At 43.9% G+C, this 21,781-nt stretch carries 23 protein-coding genes; 20 read left to right on the forward strand and 3 right to left on the reverse strand.

Going from position 1 to position 21,781, the window contains the following annotated elements:
* Positions 1–12: 12 nt before the first annotated feature.
* The 4 genes from NSQ76_RS06730 (at position 13) to NSQ76_RS06745 (ending at position 2,920) form a co-directional block, all read left to right on the forward strand.
* On the forward strand, positions 13–714 hold the full coding sequence (locus NSQ76_RS06730; protein ID WP_341053127.1) for an SDR family NAD(P)-dependent oxidoreductase: 702 nt from the start codon (positions 13–15) through the stop codon (positions 712–714).
* Positions 692–1,477 carry an SDR family NAD(P)-dependent oxidoreductase gene (locus NSQ76_RS06735; RefSeq protein ID WP_034281482.1) on the forward strand — a complete coding sequence of 262 codons (786 nt, stop codon included), beginning with the start codon at positions 692–694 and terminating at the stop codon, positions 1,475–1,477. Before NSQ76_RS06730 ends, NSQ76_RS06735 begins: the two co-directional genes overlap by 23 nt.
* Positions 1,478–1,570: 93 nt before the next feature.
* Positions 1,571–2,527 (forward strand): sugar-binding transcriptional regulator, encoded by a 957-nt coding sequence (locus NSQ76_RS06740; RefSeq protein WP_135031952.1) that lies wholly within the window; start codon positions 1,571–1,573, stop codon positions 2,525–2,527.
* A 63-nt stretch (positions 2,528–2,590) separates the two neighbouring features.
* The gene (locus NSQ76_RS06745; protein WP_034281483.1) at positions 2,591–2,920 is read left to right on the forward strand and encodes a bh protein; all 330 of its coding nucleotides are present in this window, start codon (positions 2,591–2,593) and stop codon (positions 2,918–2,920) included.
* Between the two features lie 174 nt (positions 2,921–3,094).
* Here NSQ76_RS06745 and NSQ76_RS06750 read toward each other — a convergent pair whose 3' ends face one another.
* Positions 3,095–4,417 carry an APC family permease gene (locus NSQ76_RS06750; protein ID WP_034623410.1) on the reverse strand — a complete coding sequence of 441 codons (1,323 nt, stop codon included), beginning with the start codon at positions 4,415–4,417 and terminating at the stop codon, positions 3,095–3,097.
* A 329-nt stretch (positions 4,418–4,746) separates the two neighbouring features.
* On the opposite strand from NSQ76_RS06750, the gene NSQ76_RS06755 reads away from it, so the two are divergent.
* Complete coding sequence (locus NSQ76_RS06755) at positions 4,747–5,703, forward strand: ring-cleaving dioxygenase (RefSeq protein WP_341053129.1); 957 nt, start codon at positions 4,747–4,749, stop codon at positions 5,701–5,703.
* 34 nt (positions 5,704–5,737) lie between these two features.
* Here NSQ76_RS06755 and NSQ76_RS06760 read toward each other — a convergent pair whose 3' ends face one another.
* Positions 5,738–7,027: a S1C family serine protease gene (locus tag NSQ76_RS06760; RefSeq protein WP_149125720.1), complete on the reverse strand. Its 1,290-nt coding sequence runs from the start codon at positions 7,025–7,027 to the stop codon at positions 5,738–5,740.
* 168 nt (positions 7,028–7,195) lie between these two features.
* Here NSQ76_RS06760 and proG point away from each other — a divergent pair, with 168 nt between their 5' ends.
* The 10 genes from proG to NSQ76_RS06810 all read left to right on the forward strand — a co-directional run bounded on the left by proG (position 7,196) and on the right by NSQ76_RS06810 (position 17,796).
* Positions 7,196–8,020, forward strand: a complete 825-nt coding sequence (proG, locus tag NSQ76_RS06765; protein WP_125586337.1) for a pyrroline-5-carboxylate reductase ProG — start codon at positions 7,196–7,198, stop codon at positions 8,018–8,020.
* A 189-nt stretch (positions 8,021–8,209) separates the two neighbouring features.
* On the forward strand, positions 8,210–9,034 hold the full coding sequence (locus NSQ76_RS06770) for a M55 family metallopeptidase (protein ID WP_133743905.1): 825 nt from the start codon (positions 8,210–8,212) through the stop codon (positions 9,032–9,034).
* Between the two features lie 18 nt (positions 9,035–9,052).
* Positions 9,053–9,988, forward strand: a complete 936-nt coding sequence (locus NSQ76_RS06775; protein WP_024424621.1) for an ABC transporter permease — start codon at positions 9,053–9,055, stop codon at positions 9,986–9,988.
* Positions 9,985–10,947 carry an ABC transporter permease gene (locus NSQ76_RS06780; RefSeq protein ID WP_024424622.1) on the forward strand — a complete coding sequence of 321 codons (963 nt, stop codon included), beginning with the start codon at positions 9,985–9,987 and terminating at the stop codon, positions 10,945–10,947. The genes NSQ76_RS06775 and NSQ76_RS06780 overlap by 4 nt, the downstream gene beginning before the upstream one ends.
* 7 nt (positions 10,948–10,954) lie before the next feature.
* Positions 10,955–11,968 carry an ABC transporter ATP-binding protein gene (locus tag NSQ76_RS06785; protein WP_341053135.1) on the forward strand — a complete coding sequence of 338 codons (1,014 nt, stop codon included), beginning with the start codon at positions 10,955–10,957 and terminating at the stop codon, positions 11,966–11,968.
* Entirely contained in the window at positions 11,965–13,587 is a 1,623-nt protein-coding gene (locus tag NSQ76_RS06790) for a peptide ABC transporter substrate-binding protein (RefSeq protein ID WP_341053137.1), read from the forward strand. Before NSQ76_RS06785 ends, NSQ76_RS06790 begins: the two co-directional genes overlap by 4 nt.
* A gap of 316 nt (positions 13,588–13,903) precedes the next feature.
* On the forward strand, positions 13,904–14,845 hold the full coding sequence (locus tag NSQ76_RS06795) for a S66 peptidase family protein (protein WP_341053139.1): 942 nt from the start codon (positions 13,904–13,906) through the stop codon (positions 14,843–14,845).
* Positions 14,842–15,921 (forward strand): mandelate racemase/muconate lactonizing enzyme family protein, encoded by a 1,080-nt coding sequence (locus NSQ76_RS06800; RefSeq protein WP_341053141.1) that lies wholly within the window; start codon positions 14,842–14,844, stop codon positions 15,919–15,921. Before NSQ76_RS06795 ends, NSQ76_RS06800 begins: the two co-directional genes overlap by 4 nt.
* The gene (locus NSQ76_RS06805; RefSeq protein ID WP_217008556.1) at positions 15,921–16,838 is read left to right on the forward strand and encodes a C40 family peptidase; all 918 of its coding nucleotides are present in this window, start codon (positions 15,921–15,923) and stop codon (positions 16,836–16,838) included. Before NSQ76_RS06800 ends, NSQ76_RS06805 begins: the two co-directional genes overlap by 1 nt.
* Positions 16,828–17,796, forward strand: coding sequence for an ABC transporter ATP-binding protein (locus tag NSQ76_RS06810; RefSeq protein WP_024426800.1), 969 nt, complete (start codon positions 16,828–16,830; stop codon positions 17,794–17,796). Before NSQ76_RS06805 ends, NSQ76_RS06810 begins: the two co-directional genes overlap by 11 nt.
* A gap of 38 nt (positions 17,797–17,834) precedes the next feature.
* Here NSQ76_RS06810 and NSQ76_RS06815 read toward each other — a convergent pair whose 3' ends face one another.
* Entirely contained in the window at positions 17,835–18,716 is an 882-nt protein-coding gene (locus NSQ76_RS06815; RefSeq protein ID WP_341053145.1) for a dimethylarginine dimethylaminohydrolase family protein, read from the reverse strand.
* A 179-nt stretch (positions 18,717–18,895) separates the two neighbouring features.
* On the opposite strand from NSQ76_RS06815, the gene NSQ76_RS06820 reads away from it, so the two are divergent.
* The 5 genes from NSQ76_RS06820 to NSQ76_RS06840 all read left to right on the forward strand — a co-directional run bounded on the left by NSQ76_RS06820 (position 18,896) and on the right by NSQ76_RS06840 (position 21,778).
* Positions 18,896–19,417 (forward strand): acyl-CoA thioesterase, encoded by a 522-nt coding sequence (locus NSQ76_RS06820; protein WP_008346212.1) that lies wholly within the window; start codon positions 18,896–18,898, stop codon positions 19,415–19,417.
* 114 nt (positions 19,418–19,531) lie between these two features.
* Complete coding sequence (locus NSQ76_RS06825; RefSeq protein ID WP_034623393.1) at positions 19,532–19,858, forward strand: PadR family transcriptional regulator; 327 nt, start codon at positions 19,532–19,534, stop codon at positions 19,856–19,858.
* A gap of 4 nt (positions 19,859–19,862) precedes the next feature.
* Complete coding sequence (locus NSQ76_RS06830) at positions 19,863–20,621, forward strand: HAAS domain-containing protein (protein ID WP_149125714.1); 759 nt, start codon at positions 19,863–19,865, stop codon at positions 20,619–20,621.
* A 105-nt stretch (positions 20,622–20,726) separates the two neighbouring features.
* On the forward strand, positions 20,727–21,215 hold the full coding sequence (locus NSQ76_RS06835; RefSeq protein ID WP_034623389.1) for a small multi-drug export protein: 489 nt from the start codon (positions 20,727–20,729) through the stop codon (positions 21,213–21,215).
* A gap of 17 nt (positions 21,216–21,232) precedes the next feature.
* Positions 21,233–21,778: a GNAT family N-acetyltransferase gene (locus NSQ76_RS06840; protein ID WP_025092308.1), complete on the forward strand. Its 546-nt coding sequence runs from the start codon at positions 21,233–21,235 to the stop codon at positions 21,776–21,778.
* Positions 21,779–21,781 lie beyond the last annotated feature (3 nt).

Below are 21,781 nucleotides of genomic sequence, written 5' to 3' on the forward strand. Positions count from 1 at the left end.
GATAGGGAGGAGATGCATGTGCACGTCCAGCTTCATCAGAAAGTGGCACTTGTGACAGGTAGCACAGATGGATTTGGAGAAGCCATCTGCCTGGCTTTAGCCCGGGCAGGTGCACATGTTTTTTTACACACGTTTCATGATGAATCAAAGGCTAAAACCATTCGTGAAGACATTCAAAAAATGGGCGGTCAAGCGAGTATCATTCAGAACCCGCTGGAAACGCCGAGTGATGCCACACGGATGCTGAGGCAAGTGATTGATACATGCGGTAAACTGGATATTTTGGTCAATCAAGCTGAACAAGGAGCGGACGCAGAGCTTGATGACGTGAGCCCAGATGAGTGGGTGGATGAAGTGGAATCGGCTGTGAATACCGTCTTTCTTTCCAGTCAGGCTGCCGTATGGCATATGGTTGATCAGAAGCAAGGCTGCATCATTAATATATCGTCATCAGGCAGTATCACAGGGGATGGCGGGATCTCACATGCTACATCAAATTCTATGCTGAATGCCATGACAAAAGGGTTAGCAAGAGAATTTAAAGACAAAGGTATCCGGGTGCTTGCGCTGCTGCCGCCGCCTCTCGATTTGGTTCCTGATACAGAGCAAATCAAGGAGACTGTGGCCCATATGACGGTGTTTCTCAGTACATCCTATGGTGCATTTACAGATGGCGCGGCGATTATGCTTGATGGGGGTGAGAGTGCTGGCTAATGTTCAAAAACCAGTTCTCATCGTTGGCGGAGCCCAAGGGATCGGAAAAGAAATTGCTGAGCGGTTTTTAAAAGAAGGGCACCAAGTCGCCGTGTCAGATATAGACGAAAAGGGACTTTCGCTCTTAAAGACACAGTATCCTCAGCTACTGATATTTCAAGCTGACGTTTCATCGTGGGAAAGTGTTCAGCAAATGATATCAGCAGCTGAAAGGGAGCTGGGCGGTATTGCTCACCTTGTGTATTCAGCAGGAATGACAAAATCACTGCCTTTTTTAGAAGTCGATTTTTCACTTTGGAAAAAGACACTTGCTGTGAACTTATATGGTCTTTACTATTGCATCAAAGCGCTGGCACCCTATATGTGTGAGCGGGAGGAAGGCAGTGTTGTCATTATTGGATCGGGATCGGCAATCACCGGATCAGGCGGCGGTATTCAATATTATGCATCAAAAGCAGGGGCTTTTGGATTGATGCGTTCGCTCGTAAAAGAACTAGGCTCGCATCATATACGCATCAATGTGATTGCCCCCCGCGTAATTGAATCTCAAATGCTTGATACGCTCTATCCTACTGTAGAGGAGAAACGGCAGCTGCAATCACTCATTCCCATCGGAAGATTAGGAAAGCCTGAGGATATTGCAGGACTCACTTTATTTCTCACACGTGGCGAGGGGAGTTATTTGCACGGACAAATTATCCTGTTAGACGGAGGGAGAACGTATCAGCCGAAATATACTGAGGGAAAAAGAGCGGAGAGTTAATCGCTCTTTTTGTCATTTTCATAACAATTGTTCCAATTGGAAACGAATGTTTGGTATACTGGTAATCATAGTATATTAAAAGGATGATGTCACATGCTGAATTGGGAAGAAAGACGACAGCTCGTCAAAGTTGCTCATCTTTATTATACAGACGGGTGGACGCAGCAGGAAATTGCAAAAAAGCTCAATGTCTCAAGACCAGTCATTTCAAAGCTCTTACAAAAAGCGAAAGATGTGGGAATCGTTGAAGTGTACATTAAAGACGAAAGCATTCATACGGTGGAACTTGAAAAGCAGCTAGAAACAATCTTTCAATTAACAGATGCGGTCGTTGTTCCAAGTGTCGGGACAATGTCTGAGATGGTGAAGCGGGCAGTCGGTCAAGCAGGCGCCTATTATTTGTCTAAAAACATGAAAAATGCGGAGAAAATCGGCATTTCATGGGGCACGACGCTTGCTGAGCTTGTCAAAGAATATCCTTTTGAACGAAGAAATGATGTGAAGGTCATTCCTTTAGAAGGCGGAATGGGCAGGCAGGCGGTCGACATTCATGCCAATCAGCTGGCATATGAGCTGGCAAAGAAAATGAACGGCACGTGTTCCTATTTATATGCCCCTGCGATTTTAGAAACAGAAGAATTAAAAGAACGGCTTATGGCGATGCAGGACATAGAAGCTGTGCTTGAAGAAGGCAGAAATGTGGATATTGCCCTCATCGGTATTGGCAACCCGCATAAAGGGTCAACTTTAAAAACAGTCGGTTATTTAAAAGAAGAGGACTTATCTGGTTTAAGGCAATCAGGGGCTGTCGGTGATATTGGCTTTCGTTTCTTTGATGGAGAAGGAAAACCTGTTCAAGATGAACTGAATCAAAAGGTCATTGGCTTATCGCTTGAACAATTAAAGAGCGTCAAAACGGTCATCGCTGTTGTAGAAGGAACCCATAAAGCTGAGAGCATTTTAGGGGCTTTAAATGGCGGCTTCATCCAAGTACTGGTGACAGACGAACTAACGGCGGCAGCCATTTTAAAGGAAGCATCCGTTCAATAAAAGACTGGCAGCGTTCGAATGGTATAACAAGAGCAACATCAAACGAGAAAGGAGCTGTGTATCTTGAAGCAAACCGAAATGGAAGCAAACCTACACTGTACTCGGTGCCAAGAAGAGACCCTCCACAGCATCGTTTATGTGAATGATCAGATGAAAAGCGTTGAGTGTACAGAGTGTCATCAAAAGATCAGTGTGCAAGTCGACATCATGAAGGAATTTTACAAGGAAGTATACGAGAAAATAGCAACAAAGCCAAAGCGGATCACCCAGGAATATAAGTCGAACTTGAATGGATTTATCTCAAGACTCCCAATCCGCGTGCTTAGTAAGCCATACCGGCTCATGAGATATTTAAACGAATCATACAAAGTGATCAAACAATATAAAAAATGAAGCAGAGACCATTTAGCGCTCTGCTTCAGCGTGTAGGCAAACCCTCGCATTTTTTGTCAGTCCTCTGTTCCTGTGCTCACGAATGTCACATTCTCTCCGCTCCGGTACTCGTCTTTCCTAGACTGCAAAGGTTTTCTATTACGCTGAGAAGAAGGAAAAAAAGCAGAGCACTGCTTAGTGCTCTGCTTTTTGTGCTTTTTTCATATAATAATAAATAGGCAGTCCGGCCATCCCGATCAGCATGGAGATCAGGCAGCTTTTCCAATCGGTGATCATGGTGCTGATTAAAACGAATAATGAACCGATAATCGCAATGATCGGTGTCAGCGGGTAAAGTGGTACACTGTACGCACGCTTCATTCCGCTGTTTTGTTTTCTCAGCTTAAAGACGGCGAAAAAGGCCATGACATAAAAGATGTAGATCATGAAAATCGACACCTCAGACAGCTTCTCTGGATTACTGACGATCATAAACACAATGGCGATCAAAATTTGCACAAATACAGCGATCCAAGGTGTTTTAAACGTTGGGTGAATCCGCGAAATCGCGTTGGCGAAAGGAATCTGCTTTCGCTCTGCCATCGCAAAAATCACACGTGGGAATGAAAGAACCTTTCCGTTCAAACAGCCAAAGATACTGATGATGATCCCAATACTAATGATTTTCCCGCCAATTGGTCCAAAGAGCATGGTAGCAGCAGTGCTTGTCGCATTTTCACCTAACTGGACAATTTGATCAGCTGGCAGTACGTGCAAAAGTGCGACATTAATAAAGAGATAACAAGCCGTCACGATTAAAATTCCGCCTGCCATCGCGCGAGGAAGCAGTTTCTCAGGGTTTTTCATTTCACCACCAAGCGCAGCAAGTAAAATCCAGCCATCATAGGCAAACAGCGTAGCCAAAATCGCTGCACCGAAGTTCATTTGAGCGATACTATCGTTGACGGCCATGAAGATGTTTTCGTTACCTTTCCATATGCCAAACACAATAATCGCGGCAATTGGGACAAGCTTTCCGATAGTGGTCAGCCCCTGAACAAATCCGCCGTATTTTGTTCCCATGATGTTAATGATACATAAAAATAAAACGGTGATAATGCCGATCGTTGTAGACCATAAAGTCGATAGAGAAAATAAATTGGCTAATAATGAACCAAAATAAAGACCAAGTGCACCAATGATGGCAGGTCCGTAAATAATAATCTGCACCCAGCCGCATAAGTAGCCCCAAAATTCACCATACACTTCTTCAAGATAGGCGTACAAACCGCCGGTTCTCGGGATTTGTGTACCAATTTCAGCGACAGTCAGTCCGCCTGCAAGGGTTAAGATCCCACCTAACAGCCAAGCGAATAATGCGATGTCTGAGCTTCCTGAATAGGAAAGGACGTTGCCTGGTTTCATAAAGACGCCTGACCCGATAATGGTCCCGATGACAAGAGATAGGGCGAAAAATAAGCCGATGTCTTGTTTTAACGCTGGTTGTTCTTTGTTCATTACACACGACCTCCTGCATCACTTTCGTACGTTACTGTGACATGTATTTTGTTCATTGTAATACGATTTTAGGAAAACAAGAATTAAAAAAATTTTCTGATTTTCGTATTTGTATTTAAAAGTGTTCGTTTATTGGAGATATTAGGGTAAATGTTGTGTTAAAAACGAACAATGAAAGTTTATTTTTGATTTAATGTTAATTTAATGACCGGAAACCGAACATCCAGTAAACGTGCAGCCAAATGGTTGACTTTTTTTGAAAAATGAACTATTTTATTCATAAGGATATTATCTCGAATTCGAGATATTTTAAAATAGGAGTGAAAATAATGAAAATCAATGGGATTCACCACGTATCTGCGTTAACAGCCAATGCTCAGAAAAATGTTGATTTCTACCGCCAAATCCTTGGCTTAAAACTTGTAAAGAAAACAGTCAATCAGGATGACCCGTCTATGTATCATTTGTTTTATGGAGACGAGGTCGCTTCACCAGGAACAGAGCTAACATTCTTTGAAATTCCAATGCTTGCCCGCCGTTTGGAAGGGACAAATGCGATCACAAGCACAGGCCTTCTCGTTTCTTCTGAAGAGGCACTCACGTTTTGGGAAAAGCGGTTTGAAGATAAAGGCGTGCAGCAAGAAACAGCTTCCTTGAGAGGCGGAAGACCTGCTTTGCGTTTTAAAGACCCAGAAGGGCAGCAGCTGTTTTTAACAGTAGAACCGAATACGCAAGAGGCAGGCTCACCGCCAGTGCATGACGATATTCCGGCAGAGTTTGCGATTAGAGGTTTAGGTCCAGTTGAATTAACTGTTGCAGAATCTGATAAGACGATCCGTGTTTTAACAGACATCCTTGGATTCACTGAAAGAGCACGTGAACAATCAAATGATGGTGAGATCGTGACCATTTTTGAATCAGGAAATGGCGGTGCTGGAACAGAAATTCATGTGATTGAAAAAACAGAAGGGCCTTCTGAACGTTCCGGCAGAGGCAGTGTGCATCACGTCGCATTTCGCGTGAAGGATGCAGAAGAGCTTGAAAAATGGTATGAAAAAATCTCAAAAGCAGGCTTTACGAACTCTGGTGTTGTAGAACGTTTTTACTTTAAAGCTCTTTACTTTAGAGAGCCAAATGGTATTTTATTTGAAATTTCAACAGATGGTCCTGGGTTTACAGTCGATGAAGGGGTGGATGTACTTGGCGATCAATTAGCCCTTCCGCCGTTCCTAGAGCATAAACGAGCAGAAATTGAACAAAGATTAACGCCAATTCAGTCGTCATAAAAAAAAGCAGCTCATCAACTGAGCTGCTTTTTCATTAGGAACTGACCTGCTTAGATTCAGATTGTGTTAATGTGACCTGCTTTGTTTCTTGTTTTCCGTTTCGAATGAGGGTGATGCTCACGGTGTCTCCTACTTTTGCATTCGTGTATAGCTCATGACGTAATTCACTGCCAGTTTTGATTTGTTTCCCATTGATGCCGGTAATGACATCCTCTGACTTTAAGCCAGCTTTGGCGGCAGGTGAACCTGCGGCGATATCTTTGACATACACGCCTTGATTGAGCTGACTGCTTTTGAGTCCGAGAGTTTCTTTTTGATACACATCTGGAACTTGTTCGAGATCCAGCATGCTGATGCCGATATATGGACGTTCAATTTTACCTTTTGTGAGAAGCTGATCAGCGATTGGTTTGACATCATTGATTGGCAGTGCGAACCCAATGCCTTCAACACCTGTTTCAGAGATTTTCATACTCGTGATCCCCACAACCTTTCCGTCTGTCGTCAGAAGCGGACCGCCGCTGTTACCAGGATTAATAGCTGCATCTGTTTGAATGACATTAATGCTGCTTTCGCCTGCTGATGTGTTCATAGAGACTGTTCGGTCGACGCCGCTGACAATTCCTTGTGTCACCGTTCTTGAAAGATCTTCACCAAGCGGGTTTCCGATCGCAATGACGGTTTCCCCAGCACGCAGTGAGGAGGAATTGCCTAATGCCGCAACCTTTGTCACATGACTACTGCTAATTTCCACAACGGCTAAGTCAGTGAGCGGATCAGCTCCAACCAGTTTTCCTTCAATGGTTTTGCCATCGTGTAAGGATACGGTTAGTTTATTTGCGCCTTCAATGACGTGGTTGTTTGTTAAGATATAGGCTTTATTGCCTGATTTTTTGAAAATGACGCCTGAGCCTGTACCGGTTTCTTCCTCTTGACTGCTTTTGTTTTGCTGTGATTCATCGAAAGGCGTACTGAAATCGCCAAAGCTCGTGTCTGTTTGAGTTTGCGCTTGGTAGTTTGTAATGCCGACAATAGCTGGTGATACATTTTCGACCATACTGGAGATGCTGCTTGATGAATTTGATGTTTGGACGGCTGTTGTTTTTGACGAATTCGTGTGATTTGTCGATACTGCTTCTGTTTTTGCTGCCGAATCATTTGCGGTGCTGTCTGATGAATGCTGAGCATATGGCGTAAGAACGTAGACACCTAACGCTAATGTACCGCCTACAACCCCGCTGACAAATGGCTTAAACCAGCCGTTTGGTTTTTTCTGTTTTTGAGGTTGTTCAATTATTTGTTTGTCATCTTTGTGCTGTGTCATTTCAATCACTCTCTTTCAATGATTTTTTCATGTATGTGTTTGGGTGTTTTACCGTATGTGGTGGGGACTGACTTTATCGTATGAAAAAAGTGTGGGATAAAAATGAAAACATTGTGGGAAATTGTTAAAATAAGTAGTGAATCTAAGCAAAATAGAGGAGATTAAACTGTGGAGACAATTGGAATCATTGGATATGGAAGTATGGCTGATATGATGGTGCAAAAGTGGCTGGAAAATGGGGTGCTGGATGCTCATCAAATCATGATCCATACAAGAAGCGAAACGGTGCGCCTTCATCAGCTCAAAGAAAAGCACCAAGAAATCAACATTTGTTCATTAGACGAACTTTCTGCGTCATGTGATATATTGTTTGTCTGCGTGCCGCCGCTTGCTGTACTAAATGTTCTGGATCAGCTGCCTTCTAAAGGGAGAGCGGTACATATTGTGTCAGTAGCAGCAGCTGTGACATTAGAAAAGTTACAGGCGCATACAGCGCAGCCAGTATCCAGATACATCCCAACGCTCACGTCAGCTGTTGGGACAGGTGTATCCCTTGTTGCGCATGGTGCAGCCGCAGGACGTGAGGACAAGGAGCGTTTGCACCGGCTGCTTTCAGCTTTTAGCATCGTCAGGGAAGTAGAGGAAGACCGGTTTGATGCGGCGAGCAATTTGACAAGCTCATCTCCTGGTTTTATCGCTGCTCTTTTTGAAGAAATGGCAAAAGCGGCTGTGAGAAATAGTGATCTTTCCTTAGAGGAAGCGAATGAATTTTTAACGTATGCCCTTTTAGGAACTGGCCAGATCCTCGTAGAACGAGGCCTAACCTTTGCTGAAACTGTCGATAGAGTGGCGACAAAAGGGGGAATTACAGGAGAAGGTGCTGAGGTCATTCAACAGCAGGCACCTCAGATGTTTGATGATTTATTTACACAAACCATGAAGAAATATGAACAGCTGAAATCGCAGATTAACGAAGCGGATAAACACCACTAAAGACATAGTTAGTGGTGTTTTATTTGTTAAAAAAATCCTTTCTAAAAAAGCCTTTTGACCTGTATTATCTGAGTCTAAACTCCTTATTTTCAGACATTGTATTGAAAAATCAATCAAGTTCTCATATAATTTTTTAGAAAATTTAGAAAAATATGCACAAATTTTATGTTTAATTAAAGGGGGATGAGAATGAAGCTCTATCTATCTGTCGATATGGAGGGAATTACTGGTCTAGCTGATCATACATTTGTTGATTCACGCCAGCATAACTACGAGCGGGGCAGACGCATTATGACGGGTGAAGTGAACGCCTGTGTAGAAGCGCTTGTTCAGCATGGTGCCACCGACATTTTGGTGAATGACAGTCATTCTAAAATGAATAATCTTTTGATCGAAGAACTGCATGAAGAGGCAGTTCTCATATCAGGTGACGTAAAGCCTTATTCAATGGTGCAAGGATTGGATCAAACCTATGATGCAGCTGTTTTTTTAGGCTATCATGCAAGGGCATCAATGAAAGGTGTGATGTCACACAGTATGATTTTTGGGGTCAGACATTTTTACATAAATGATCATCCAATTGGTGAAATGGGCTTTAATGCGTATGTTGCAGGCTACTATGGTGTGCCGGTGATTCTTGTTTGCGGGGATGATCAAGCAGCACTTGAGGCAGAAAAGCTGATGCCTGGTGTGAAAACAGTGGCAGTGAAAGAAACCATCTCAAGATCTGCTGTGAAATGCTTACCTCCTGCCAAAGTCAATCAACAAATCTTGCAGCAAGTGGAAGCCGCGATGAAACAGATTGATCAAATGAAGCCGCTGACGCCTCCTGATCAGCCGCTGCTTAAGATTGAGTTTGCCAATTATGGACAAGCTGAATGGGCGAATTTAATGCCGGGTACTGCCATCATAGAAGGAACAACGACGGTGACATACCAAGCAGACAATATATTAGAAGCCTATCAAGCGATGCTTGTCATGACAGAGCTTGCCGCACGTACAACATTTTGTTAAGCGAGGGGGAGACAGCAGATGGCCAGCTTTTTGCTCAAGCGTTTTATTGCGATGATTGCCACGATCTTAACGATTACGACTTTAACGTTTATTTTAATGAAGGTCATCCCAGGATCGCCTTTCAATGAAGAACGAAATACAAACGAAACCGTCCAGCGAAACCTCGAAAGCTACTATCACTTAGACGAACCACTCTATGTTCAATATGTCATCTATTTAAAATCCATTGTTACCTTTGATTTTGGCCCTTCCATTAAAAAGCCTTCTGAAAGTGTCAATGATCTATTGGCGAGAGGCTTCCCAGTCTCATTAGAACTTGGTCTTATCTCAATATTGATTGCTGTTATCTCTGGTATCCTGCTAGGGGTTATGGCTGCCCTCCGGCATAATGGTTTGATTGATTACATCGCCATGACGATTGCTGTATTCGGTATATCCATTCCAAACTTTATCTTTGCTACCTTATTAATTCAGCAGCTTGCTGTCAATTTGAAGCTCTTTCCTACAGCGATGTGGACAAGTCCAATGCATATGGTGCTGCCTACAATCGCCCTTGCTGTCAGCCCAATGGCCATTATCGCCAGGTTAACGAGATCGAGCATGATTGAAGTGCTGTCGCAAGACTATATCCGTACGGCCAAAGCAAAAGGACTTTCTCCCTTTAAAATTGTATTTAAACATGCGCTTCGAAATGCCCTTTTACCCGTTGTAACCATTCTTGGAACACTTGTCGCAAGTATTTTAACAGGAAGTTTTGTCATTGAAAAAATATTTGCCATTCCTGGAATGGGGAAATACTTTGTTGAGAGTATTAACAACCGTGATTATCCTGTCATCATGGGAACCACTGTTTTTTACAGCATTATTTTAATCACACTTCTCTTCATTGTCGATGTGGCGTATCGTCTCCTTGATCCAAGGATTCAGCTGCATCAGAAAGGAGGAAAGGCATGAGTATACACCTTCAGCATGATCCACCGAACAGGCATCCTGAAGTGCCGGACGAATGGTTTTCTCCCCGAGAGCAAAAGAAAACAGAAGCCCATGCCATTAAAAGACCCTCTCTTTCCTATTGGGCAGATACATGGAGGCGGCTGAAGCAAAATAAGCTTGCGATGTTTAGTCTATCGGTTCTGATTTTTCTTTTTGTCATGGCAGTCTTAGGCCCATTGCTTGCGCCAAATAGTGTGACAGAGCAGCGTCTTTCGATGCAAAATCTGCCGCCTTCGGCTGCTCACTGGTTTGGAACAGATGAGCTTGGACGAGATGTGTTTACTCGGACTTGGTACGGAGCACGCATTTCGTTATTTGTGGGTGTCATGGCAGCCTTGATTGATTTTGCCATCGGTGTGATTTATGGGGGCATAGCCGGCTATAAAGGCGGACGCTATGACCATGTCATGATGCGGATTGTCGAGGTGCTCTACGGACTTCCTTATTTACTTGTCGTCATTTTATTGATGGTGCTCATGGGGCCAGGGCTTGTCACCATTATTGTAGCGCTCACTGTCACCGGATGGATTGGAATGGCAAGAATTGTGAGAGGTCAGGTTCTTCAGCTGAAAAGCCAGGAATATGTCCTTGCCTCAAAGACCTTTGGTGCCAAAAGCCTGCGGATCATTCGCCGCAACCTGCTGCCGAATACGATGGGGCCAATTATCGTCCAAATGACCCTGACTGTGCCGACCGCGATATTTGCTGAAGCATTCCTAAGCTTTCTCGGTTTAGGTATTCAAGCACCGTTTGCAAGCTGGGGCGTGATGGCCAATGATGCTTTGCCGACTGTGCTGTCAGACAATGGACATTGGTGGCGTTTATTTTTTCCAGCATTTTTTATTTCACTCACGATGTTTTGCTTTAACAATTTAGGTGATGGCTTGCAAGATGCGCTTGATCCAAAGATGAAGAGGTGATGGCGCTTTGAAAAAAGTTCTACAAATCATCGATCTGCACGTCAGCTTTCGGACATACGGCGGTTCAGTTCAAGCAGTACGCGGAGTGAATGTCGATGTATATGAAAAAGAAACCTTAGCCATTGTGGGAGAATCAGGCTGCGGGAAAAGTGTGACATCACAAAGCATTATGAGGCTTCTGCCTGCATACAGCGCGCATGTCGATCAGGGAGAAATCTGGTTTCAAGACCGCAACTTGCTGTCATTATCTGAAAAAGAAATGCGCGCCATACGAGGTGTCGATATTTCGATGATCTTCCAAGATCCGATGACGGCACTGAACCCTACCTTGACAATAGGGGATCAGCTGATGGAGGCGGCGAAGGAGCATCAAAAGCTGACGAAAAAAGAAGTGAAAGAAGCCGCCATAAAGATGCTTGATTTGGTTGGTATTCCGCAGCCGAAGGAGAGATTAAAGCAATACCCGCACCAATTCAGCGGGGGAATGAGGCAGCGGCTCATGATTGCCATGGCACTGATTTGTGAGCCAAAGGTGCTGATCGCAGATGAACCGACGACCGCGCTGGATGTGACCATACAGGCACAAATTTTAGAACTGTTTAAAGAGATTCAGAGGAAAACAGGGGTTACCATTATCTTAATCACACACGACTTAGGAGTCGTAGCCCAAGTTGCCGACCGGGTAGTAGTCATGTACGGAGGGAAAATGGTTGAAACCGGAACAAGGCAAGATATTTTTTACAGTCCGCAGCATCCTTATACAAAAGGACTCCTGCAATCCGTTCCAAGACTTGATATGAAAGATGAACTGATTCCGATTGAAGGAAGCCCGCCTGATTTATTTGCACCGCCAAAGGGCTGTCCGTATACCGATCGCTGCCCGGCTGCCATGAAAGTGTGCGATCATATCATGCCGCACGAAACGCAGCGGTCACCTACTCATACAGTGCATTGCTGGCTCCAGGATGAGCGAGCGAACCAAGCGATGTTATCTTCAACACAAAGGGGGAGTTTTTCATGAGAAAAAAAGGGTGGATCATTAGTGTTTGTTTGTTCATCATCATGCTGCTCGCAGGATGTACAGCCAATGAGCAAGCAGGTAAAGGATCATCGAGCAACAAGAATGAAAAGAAAGTATTAACCTTAAATAACGAAAACGAACCGACGTCATTTGACCCGCCGATTGGTTTTAATAATGTATCGTGGCAAGGTCTGAATAACTTAATGGAGGGATTAACAAGACTGAATGAAAAGCACGAACCATCTCCTGCAATGGCGGAAAAATGGGGAATTTCAGAGGATGGAAAAACGTACACATTTCATTTAAGAGACGGCATCAAGTGGTCGAATGGTGATCCAGTGAAAGCGAGTGACTTTGAATATGCGTGGAAGCGTCTGCTTGATCCGAAAACAGGCTCTTCTGCATCGTTCTTAGCTTACATGATTGAAGGCGGAGAGGCATTTAACAGCGGAAAAGGAAAGAAAGAGGATGTAAAAGTCAGTGCTGAAAATGACAAAACGCTAAAGGTCACACTGGCATACCCGCAGAAATCGTTCTTAAATATGACCGCAAACCCTGCCTTTTTCCCTGTCAATGAGAAGGTAGCAGAGAAGGATCCAAACTGGGCAAAGGATGCCAAAACCTTTGTTGGGAATGGACCGTTTCAGCTGACAGATTGGAAGCATGATGAAAGCTTCACTATGGAAAAAAGTGAGACGTATTGGGACAAAAAATCAGTCAAGCTGGATCAGGTAAAGTGGCTGATGATCAGCGATCGAAACACTGATTATCAAATGTATCAATCGGGAGATTTAGATACTGCCTTCGTCCCAGCAGAACAAAGTGAAAACTTGCTGAAAAATAAAGATGTACAAATTGAAGATCAGGCTGGACTGTTCTTTTATCGTCTGAATGTGAACATGGAACCTTTTCAAAATAAGAACATTCGCAAAGCCTTTCAAATGGCGATCAATCCGCAAGATATCGTGGATTATGTCACGAAAAATAAAGAGAAGCCAGCTCGCGCCTTCGTTTCACCGGGGATTTTAGATTCAAAGGGTGAGGATTTCAGAGAAGCTGGCGGTGATCTTGTCAAACAAGATACGAGTGAAGCTGCAAAACTATTAGAAAAAGGGCTGAAAGAAGAGAACTATTCAAAGCTGCCGCCCGTCACATTGACATATAGTACAAAGCCTGAGAACAAGAAAAAAGCTGAAGCCATCCAGCAGCAACTAAAAGAAGCGCTGGGTGTGGACGTGAAGCTTGCAAACATGGAAGCCAATGTATTTGCAGAAGATCAAAAGGCACTGAAATTCCAATTCTCGCAAAGTTCATTTTTAGCAGACTATGCAGATCCGATTAATTTCCTAGAGAGCTTTCAAACAGGGAATGCGATGAACCGGACTGGATGGTCAAACGACACCTATGATCAGCTGATGAAAAAGGCGAGAAAGGAAGCAGATGAACAAAAAAGAAACAGCATCCTTCATGAGGCAGAGGCACTTCTCATTGAAGAAGCACCGATCATTCCAATTCATTTTTATAACCAAGTTCATTTGCAAAAAGAGGGCGTGAAGGGAATTGTCCGCCACCCTGTTGGGTATATCGATTTGAAATGGGCACAAGTAGATGGAGAGTAATTGAAGGGAATGAGGGACACGGACGTTTTGAACAAAAGCGTCTCAGCACGCGGACAAACCCTCGCATTCTTTGTCAGTCCTGCGCTTCGGTGCTCATGAATGTCAAATTCGCTCCGCTCCGATGCTCGTCCTTCCTAGGGCTGCAAAGGTTTTCAGGTCACGCTGAATAGAAGACAAAGGGCTAAAATAAAGATCATTTTAGCCCTTTGTCAACAATATGGGACGCTTTGAACAGAAGCGTCTGTTCCTTTATTTGTTCATGTTATGGAGAAAGTGCCCATAGATTGTAAGAAATAAAGAGAAAGAGGGGATTGGCATGAACCAGCTGCCAGCGGCGCTTCAAACAGGGGATACGGTGGGGATTATCGCACCAGCAAGCCCGCCTGATGAATTGAAATTAGCAAAAGGGATTGCCTTTTTAGAGAGCCTTGGGCTAAAGGTGAAAAAAGGGAAGTATCTTGATTCCCGGTACGGGTATTTAGCAGGGCGTGATCATGAAAGAGTGGAAGATCTTCATGGCATGTTTCAAGATCCAGAAGTCAAAGCAGTTATTTGTGCCTGCGGAGGGTACGGAACTGGAAGACTTGCGGAAGCCATTGATTATGACCTCATTCGCCGGAATCCAAAAATCTTTTGGGGTTATAGTGACATTACGTTTTTACATACGGCCATCCAGCAGCAGACTGGTCTTGTGACCTTTCATGGTCCAATGCTTTCCTCTGATGTGGGACTTGAAGAGGTCCATCCGTATACGAAGGATACCTTTTTGCAGCTGTTCACGCCGAATGCCTTTACGTATACGCATCACTTGTCACCTCTTCATACCTTCTACCCCGGCACCGCTTCAGGTGACATCATAGGAGGGAATCTTGCTCTCATCGTGACAACACTTGGTACACCTTTTGAAATTGATACGAAGGGAAAGCTGTTGTTCATTGAAGATATTGACGAAGAGCCTTATAAAATCGATCGTATGATGCAGCACCTCACCTCTGCTGGAAAATTGGATGATGCGGCTGGATTCATCATTGGAGATTTTCATCAATGTGAACCAAAAAAGAAAGACCAGTCCTTAACCTTGGAACAGCTGTGGGAAACCTATATTGTGCCGCAAAAGAAACCCGCACTCGGCGGCTTTCGGATCGGTCATTCATCACCGAACTTTGCCTTTCCGATGGGCGTGCAGGCTACACTAGATGCCGCAGGGAAAAAACTGCACATTTCTCCAGGCGTTGCAGCGAAAGAGGCGATCAAATGAAAATTGTCGATGTTCGTACATGCAGAACAAGTGTACCGCTAAAAAAGCCTTTCAAAACTGCTTTAAGAACGGTGTATGACGCAGCATCTCTGATCGTTATCATCACATATGATCAAGGTGATGTCAGCTACGGAGAGGCAGTTCCCACATCGGTGATTACAGGAGAAACGCTGGAAAGCATCGACTATGCCATCTGTGAAGTGATCAAACCCATTTTGCTCGGGGCTTCCTTGGCAGAGTATGAACAAATCTTTTCTGCTATGAACCGCGTGCTCGCAAGCAACACAAGCGCAAAAGCTGCAATCGATATGGCCATTTATGATGGGTTAGCAAAGCAGGCAGGACTTCCGCTTTATCAATACCTTGGCGGATATCGTCATCAGCTCGAAACCGACTATACGGTCAGTGTAAACCGGCCGCTTGAGATGGCAGAAGATGCGAAGCAATACGCAGCTGAAGGTTTTCAGACGTTAAAGATCAAAGTAGGAAAAGATGATATACACACGGACATTCAGCGGATCAAGCGGATTCGAGAAAAAGTCGGGCCAGACATTCAGATCAGGCTCGACGCCAATCAGGGCTGGACATGGAAGGAAGCGATCACAGCTATTCGAAAAATGGAAGCGCTGAATATTGAATTAGTAGAACAGCCAGTGCCGAAAGAAGATATCGAAGGCCTGCGTCGTGTGACGGAAGCAACTGAAACATTGATCATGGCAGACGAAAGCATTTTCAGTTTTCATGATGCAATCAAGGTGCTTGAAATGAGAAGCTGTGATCTGATCAATTTAAAATTAATGAAATCAGGCGGCATAAAAGAAGCATTAAAAATCAATGCCCTTGCCGAAGCATACGGTGTTCAGTGCATGGTTGGCAGTATGATTGAGTCAAAGCTTGGCATTACAGCAGCGGCACATTTCGCCGCAAGCCAGCCGAATATCACCCGCTGCGATTTTGATGCCCCGCTTATGCTGAAAGAGGACATGATAGACGGAGGAATCGTGTACAAAGGAAAAGATATATTTTTACCGCTGCATCATGGGTTAGGCATTCAAGGGGTGAAAGGAGTCTCATGATGATATACGAATCAAAGGTTCCAGTCGCTAATGTATGGACAGCGCCGCAGTCTCCCCGAGAAATCGATCGAAAGGTACTTCAGGACTCCATCAACATCAAAGAATGGATTGACCAGCAAACATATGAAGAAAAGCTGGCTTTATGTGAAGAAAATTTGATTCAATCTCAAGTACTGCTCGGCGGACGAGTGATTGGATTAGAAGAGACAGATGGTTGGATGAAAGTCGTCATTCCGCAGCAGGCCAGCCGGAAACATCCGCAAGGCTATCCAGGCTATATGCCTGCTGAGCAATTAAAACAAGTAACAGAGGGAAGTGCGTCAGCTGCATCTCTTATCGTTTGTCAGAAAAAAGCCACGCTCTATCAAAACGGGGAACCTGATATGGAGATTAGCTTTTTAACAGAGCTGGCAGCCGCCAAAGAAACAGATGATCAATTTCATGTTGTCACCCCATTAGGAATAAGAGAAATCAACAAAGCGGATGTACGCCCAGTATCGCAAGCTTTCTCTATGACCGGCAAAGATGTCGTAGACGCAGGAAAACAATTTATTGGCCTTTCTTATTTATGGGGAGGCATGAGCAGCTTTGGCTATGATTGTTCAGGCTTTGCTTACAGTATGTACAAAGCGTGCGGATATCTTTTGCCAAGAGACGCAAGTGACCAAGCAGTTCAAGGAACGCCGGTTACATCAAGCCATTTAGAACAAGGTGACTTGCTATTTTTTGCAAATGAAAACGGAAAGGGAGCGGTCCGCCATGTAGGGATCTACGCTGGGGACGGGATGATGCTTCATTCGCCTAAAACCGGCAGACAAATTGAGCTTCTTTCCCTTTCTGGCACTTCATATGAAAAGGAATGGGCAGGTGCAAGGCGGTATTTACCAAGTGAGAGGAGGAGCGAACATGACAGTTGAACCACTTTTACAAGTAAACAACCTCAAAAAACATTTTCATCTATCGAAAGGGAGAACCTTAAAAGCGCTGGATGGTGTCTCTTTTCAGCTGAAACAAGGTGAAACCTTTGGTCTCGTTGGTGAGTCTGGCTGCGGCAAATCCACACTTGGAAAAGTGCTCATGCGTCTTTATGAACCTACAGATGGTGAAGCCTTATATGAAGGGAAAAGTCTTCACCACCTTTCTAAAAAAGAATCATTTGATTTCAACCGGCAAATGCAAATGGTCTTTCAAGATCCGTATTCCTCGTTAAATCCAAGACTGTCAGTAAAAGATATTATGCTTGAGCCAATGGAGATTCATCAGCTTTATGGCAGTCAAAAGAAAAGGATTGCCCGCGTGAAAGAACTGCTCGAAGCGGTAGGATTAAGCTATGATTTTGCTACCCGCTATCCGCACGAATTTAGCGGGGGGCAAAGGCAGAGAATCGGCATTGCAAGAGCACTTGCCTTAGCGCCAAAATTTATTGTGGCAGATGAGCCGATTTCTGCACTAGACGTCTCCGTTCAAGCGCAGGTCGTGAATCTGCTGAAAAAATTGCAAAAAGAGGAAGGATTAACATTTCTCTTTATTGCACATGACTTGTCAATGGTGAAATATATTAGTGACCGGATCGGTGTGATGTATTTAGGCCATCTCGTCGAGTTGACGACAAGCGATGCATTATATCAAACACCGCTTCACCCATATACACAAGCCTTGCTGTCTGCAATCCCCATTCCAGATCCTGACGTAGAGGACAAGCGCAAAAGGTTTATTTTAAAAGGAGAAATTCCAAGTCCAGTGAACCCGCCAAGCGGCTGTGTATTTCGAACAAGATGTCCTGCCGCGATGGATGTGTGTGCTGAAAAAAAGCCGGCATTACAAGCGGTGGAAGAAGGACATGAAGTCGCCTGTCATTTATATAATAGAAAATAGGACAAGCTAGACAAAAGCCAGCAAGTAGACAAGCTGTTCTACATGCTGGCTTTTTTAATAGATGAACGCCGAATAGGCAATGTGCAGCATCTGAAAGAGCCGCCGGATTTAATAATTTCAGAAAAGTCAACTTCAATAACGGTGTATCCGTGAGCGGTTAACGCAGCATTTGTTTCTTGGTTGCTGGGCAAGCTGATCACTTTTTTCTGCCCAATGGATAAAACATTTGGTCCAAGTGTGAATTGCTCTTGTTCGCTGATTTCAATCAAATCATAATACGTTTTGAGCAGCTGGAGATCCTTTTGCTTGAATGCTTCAGGATAAATGATGATCTCGTCATGAGACAGAATATTCATCACACAATCAAGATGCAGAATGTGAGGAGGAAGGTGAATCGGAATGATGTCATGATCCGGCAGCTCCTTTTTGAGCTGGTAGATAGCGGCTGGACTAGTTCTTTTGCTCGTGCCAACAAATACACGGTTTTGATCCACAAGCACATCGCCGCCTTCAATCGTTCCGTCTGTCAAAGTGACAGCTGACCACCCTTTTGCGTGTGCCCATTCTTTTAGGTATTGTTCTTCCCCTTGCCGAACCGGAGCGGCCATACTTGAAACAAACAGTGTATGTCCAATCGTAAACCCAATATCCCGAGTGAAGACTTGCTCAGGGAAGCGGTCATTCGCCGGGAGCAGGATGGGCCGTACTTGATTCTCTTTAAGGGTTTGGATCAATTGCTTATGCTGAGCGACTGTTTTCATTTGAGAAATATTTTCTTTTGCAAAATGTTTCTGGGTTTCGTTAATAATTTGTTTGATTTCCATATAAATAGGACTGCATAAAAGAACTTCTTCTAAATCGTCGTATTCACTCATGCATTGCGGCATTTTGTATAATTGCTCTGCTCTCATAGAATCCATCAAATGGCCTCCTTGTTCATTCATAGTTCTATTATTCCTTCTTCTAGCCATGGTTGAAACATTTCCGAAAGAAAATCTCTCACATAAGACTAAAGCAAAAAGTTTAGACAAACCTAAAAGAATAGTGTTTAATAAAAGTCGTTCCGCATCCACGAAAACAGCAAGAAGGAGCTATGATGATGAGTGAAGAAAATTTCAAATACTGCAAGGAATCGAAAGTTGTTAAAACCAGCAGGGTGTTTCCTCTTGATACGAATAACCACCAAACGTTATTTGGCGGGAAATTAATGAGTTATATAGATGACATTGCCTCCATCTCGGCTGCAAGACACAGCCGCAGTGAAACGGTCACAGCTTCAATGGATTCTGTTGACTTTTTAGAGCCGATTGGACAAAAGGAGTCCGTATGCTTGGAATCCTATGTCACATGGGTGGGCACGTCTTCTATGGAAGTGTTCGTCAAAGTCATTAAAGAAAACTTGATGTCTGGAGAGCGCAGACTCGCAGCAACTTCATTTCTGACATTTGTCTCATTAGATGAAAACGGAAAGCCTAAACGAGTCCCGCAGGTGATGCCGGAAACAGAGGAAGAGATCATGCTTCATCAAACAGCGAAGCAGCGGGCAGAGGAAAGAAAAAGCCGCCGAAAGCATAGTAAGGCGCTTGCTGACGCACTTGGGACAGATAAGCCTTGGGCGTAAAAATCACCCTTTAAGCGGTGATTTTTTTCTGTGCCAGTATCTTGCATGGCAAGATAGTGTGTGGTAAGATGAAGCTATCTTGTGATGCAAGGTACTGGAATCGGAGGAACAATCATGACAACATCCACACAAATGCTAAAAGGAATTTTAGAAGGCTGCCTGCTGTCGATTATTTCTGAGGGCGAAATTTATGGGTATGAAATGACGAAGAAGCTCGCGCATTATGGGTTTGATCAAATAAGTGAAGGCAGTATCTATCCGATTTTGCTGCGTATGCAAAAGGAACAGCTGGTGACCACCGTCACAAAAGCGTCAGCGACCGGCCCGAAAAGGAAATACTATACGCTCACACAAGCGGGTGAACAAGCACTCACAGAGTTTATTGCCCGCTGGGATGAGCTTTCAAAAAATGTAAACCGCTTATTACAAAAAGGGAAGTGAGATTATGGTATCAAAAGAAACAAGACAAATTCTACTAGAGCTGCAACTTTATCTCATATCAAAGGGGAAAAATCAGGGTGAAATCGATGAGCTGATGGACGAACTGACAGCACATGCGGTTGAGGCTGAAAAAGACGGCAAAACAGGTGAGGATGTGTTCGGTGGAGATCCGCGGGGCTATGCTGATGAACTGGCAAAAGAGCTGTCAGGGAATCATAAAGACTGGGTGCCATTCGTCAGTGCTTTCTTAATTGGATCGCTTTTTTACATGATTTTAGCAGATGCAATCAGCCAAAACTTATCCTATTCTTGGTTTGCTTTGATTGGATATCCGCTCGTTTTAGTGGCCAATGTTATCATGATCATTGTGATGTTTAGAGCGTCCGCCTTTCAAACAAGCAGCCGGGTATTTCTCTACTTTTGGATGTTAGGAATCTTTCAGCTGACAGCGATGGTGACAATCAAACTATTGGATCAAAAAGTCGGCACACCACTACTTGTCCTTACTTCTGGCCAGAGGTGGGGCGTCATTTTGCTCATGCTGCTATGTATCGTTGTATTTAATGCAATCTTAAAGGCGAATGTCGTTTCATTGATTCCGATTATCTTTTTCGGACCGCAGCTCATATTCGAATGGATTGGCTGGACGTCACCAAGTGTGATTTTGCTGCAAAGTCTGCTATCTATTGTGATTTTAATGGGGCTTATATTCATTGTACTGCGCCGGACAAATAAGAAAAATGAAAATACGAATGTAAACTGAGCACATCCTATCCGATGTGCTTTTCTTTTTCTAAAAAAATGTAGAAATGGAATTGTCTTTTTCATTACAATGGGGAGAGGACAAAAATGAAAAGGGGTTCTGTTTTTGGATATCGTATGGGGATATGTACTCGTTTTTGTATTGGCTGCCTTGCCTTTTTTTGAAGTGATTGGTGTCGTTCCATTCGCAATCTTAAGTGGGCTGCATCCTGTGACAACGGCTGTGATTGGATTCGTTGGAAACTTTTTGACAGTCTTGCTTCTCATTGTGTTCGTCGACCGGTTTAAAGCATGGTGGTTAAAAAGAAAAGAGGAAAAAGGTGATGAAAAAGGAGAGAAAAAGCAGCTGCGCGCGAGAAAAATTTGGGAACGATACGGTCTGCCTGGGTTAGCGCTCATAGGACCTTTTATCATCGGCAGTCATTTAGCAGCCTTGATGTGCATGAGCTTTGGAACGAAAAGAAAGCAAGTCGCGGTGTGGATGACCGTCAGTTTAATGATGTGGACAGCGCTGGCTGCAAGTTTAACCGGTGCGGGCTTCCATTACTTTGCCCCAGATTCAAATGGATTGTTCGGAGATATTTTTAGCAAGTAAAAAAGGGGGGATCATCAATGACAGTTCAAACAAGAACAGTATTGGAAACAGAGCGCCTGAAACTGAGAACGATGAATGATCATGATGCGTCATTTTTATATGACGAGCTGTTTCAGGATGAAGAAGTGATGAAGTATTATCCTTCTTTGAAGGATGAACAGCAGACAAAAGAGTGGATTGCATGGAATCAAAAAAATGACCGCATGTACCACACCTCGCTATGGATCATTGAAGATAAAGAAACAAATGAACGACTTGGACAAAGCGGCATTGTCCTGCAAAACATTGAAGGACAAACCGAGCTTGAGATTGGCTATATGCTAAAGAAAGCGGCGTGGGGGAATGGCTATGCTGCTGAGGCTGCAAAAGGCTGCCTTACCTATGGATTTGAAGAAATGAAGGTCAGACGGATGGTCAGCCTAATTCGTCCTGAGAATGAAGCGTCGGTGAAGGTCGCTTTAAAAATGGGCATGAAAAAAGAAAAAACCATTTCAAAATGGGACCAAATCATTGATGTATACAGCATCACCCGTAACGGAGAAAACGGCTCGCTTACCGAATAAGCA

It is taken from the genome of Bacillus sp. FSL M8-0256 (assembly GCF_038005765.1).
Classification (GTDB): Bacteria; Bacillota; Bacilli; order Bacillales; family Bacillaceae; genus Bacillus; species Bacillus safensis.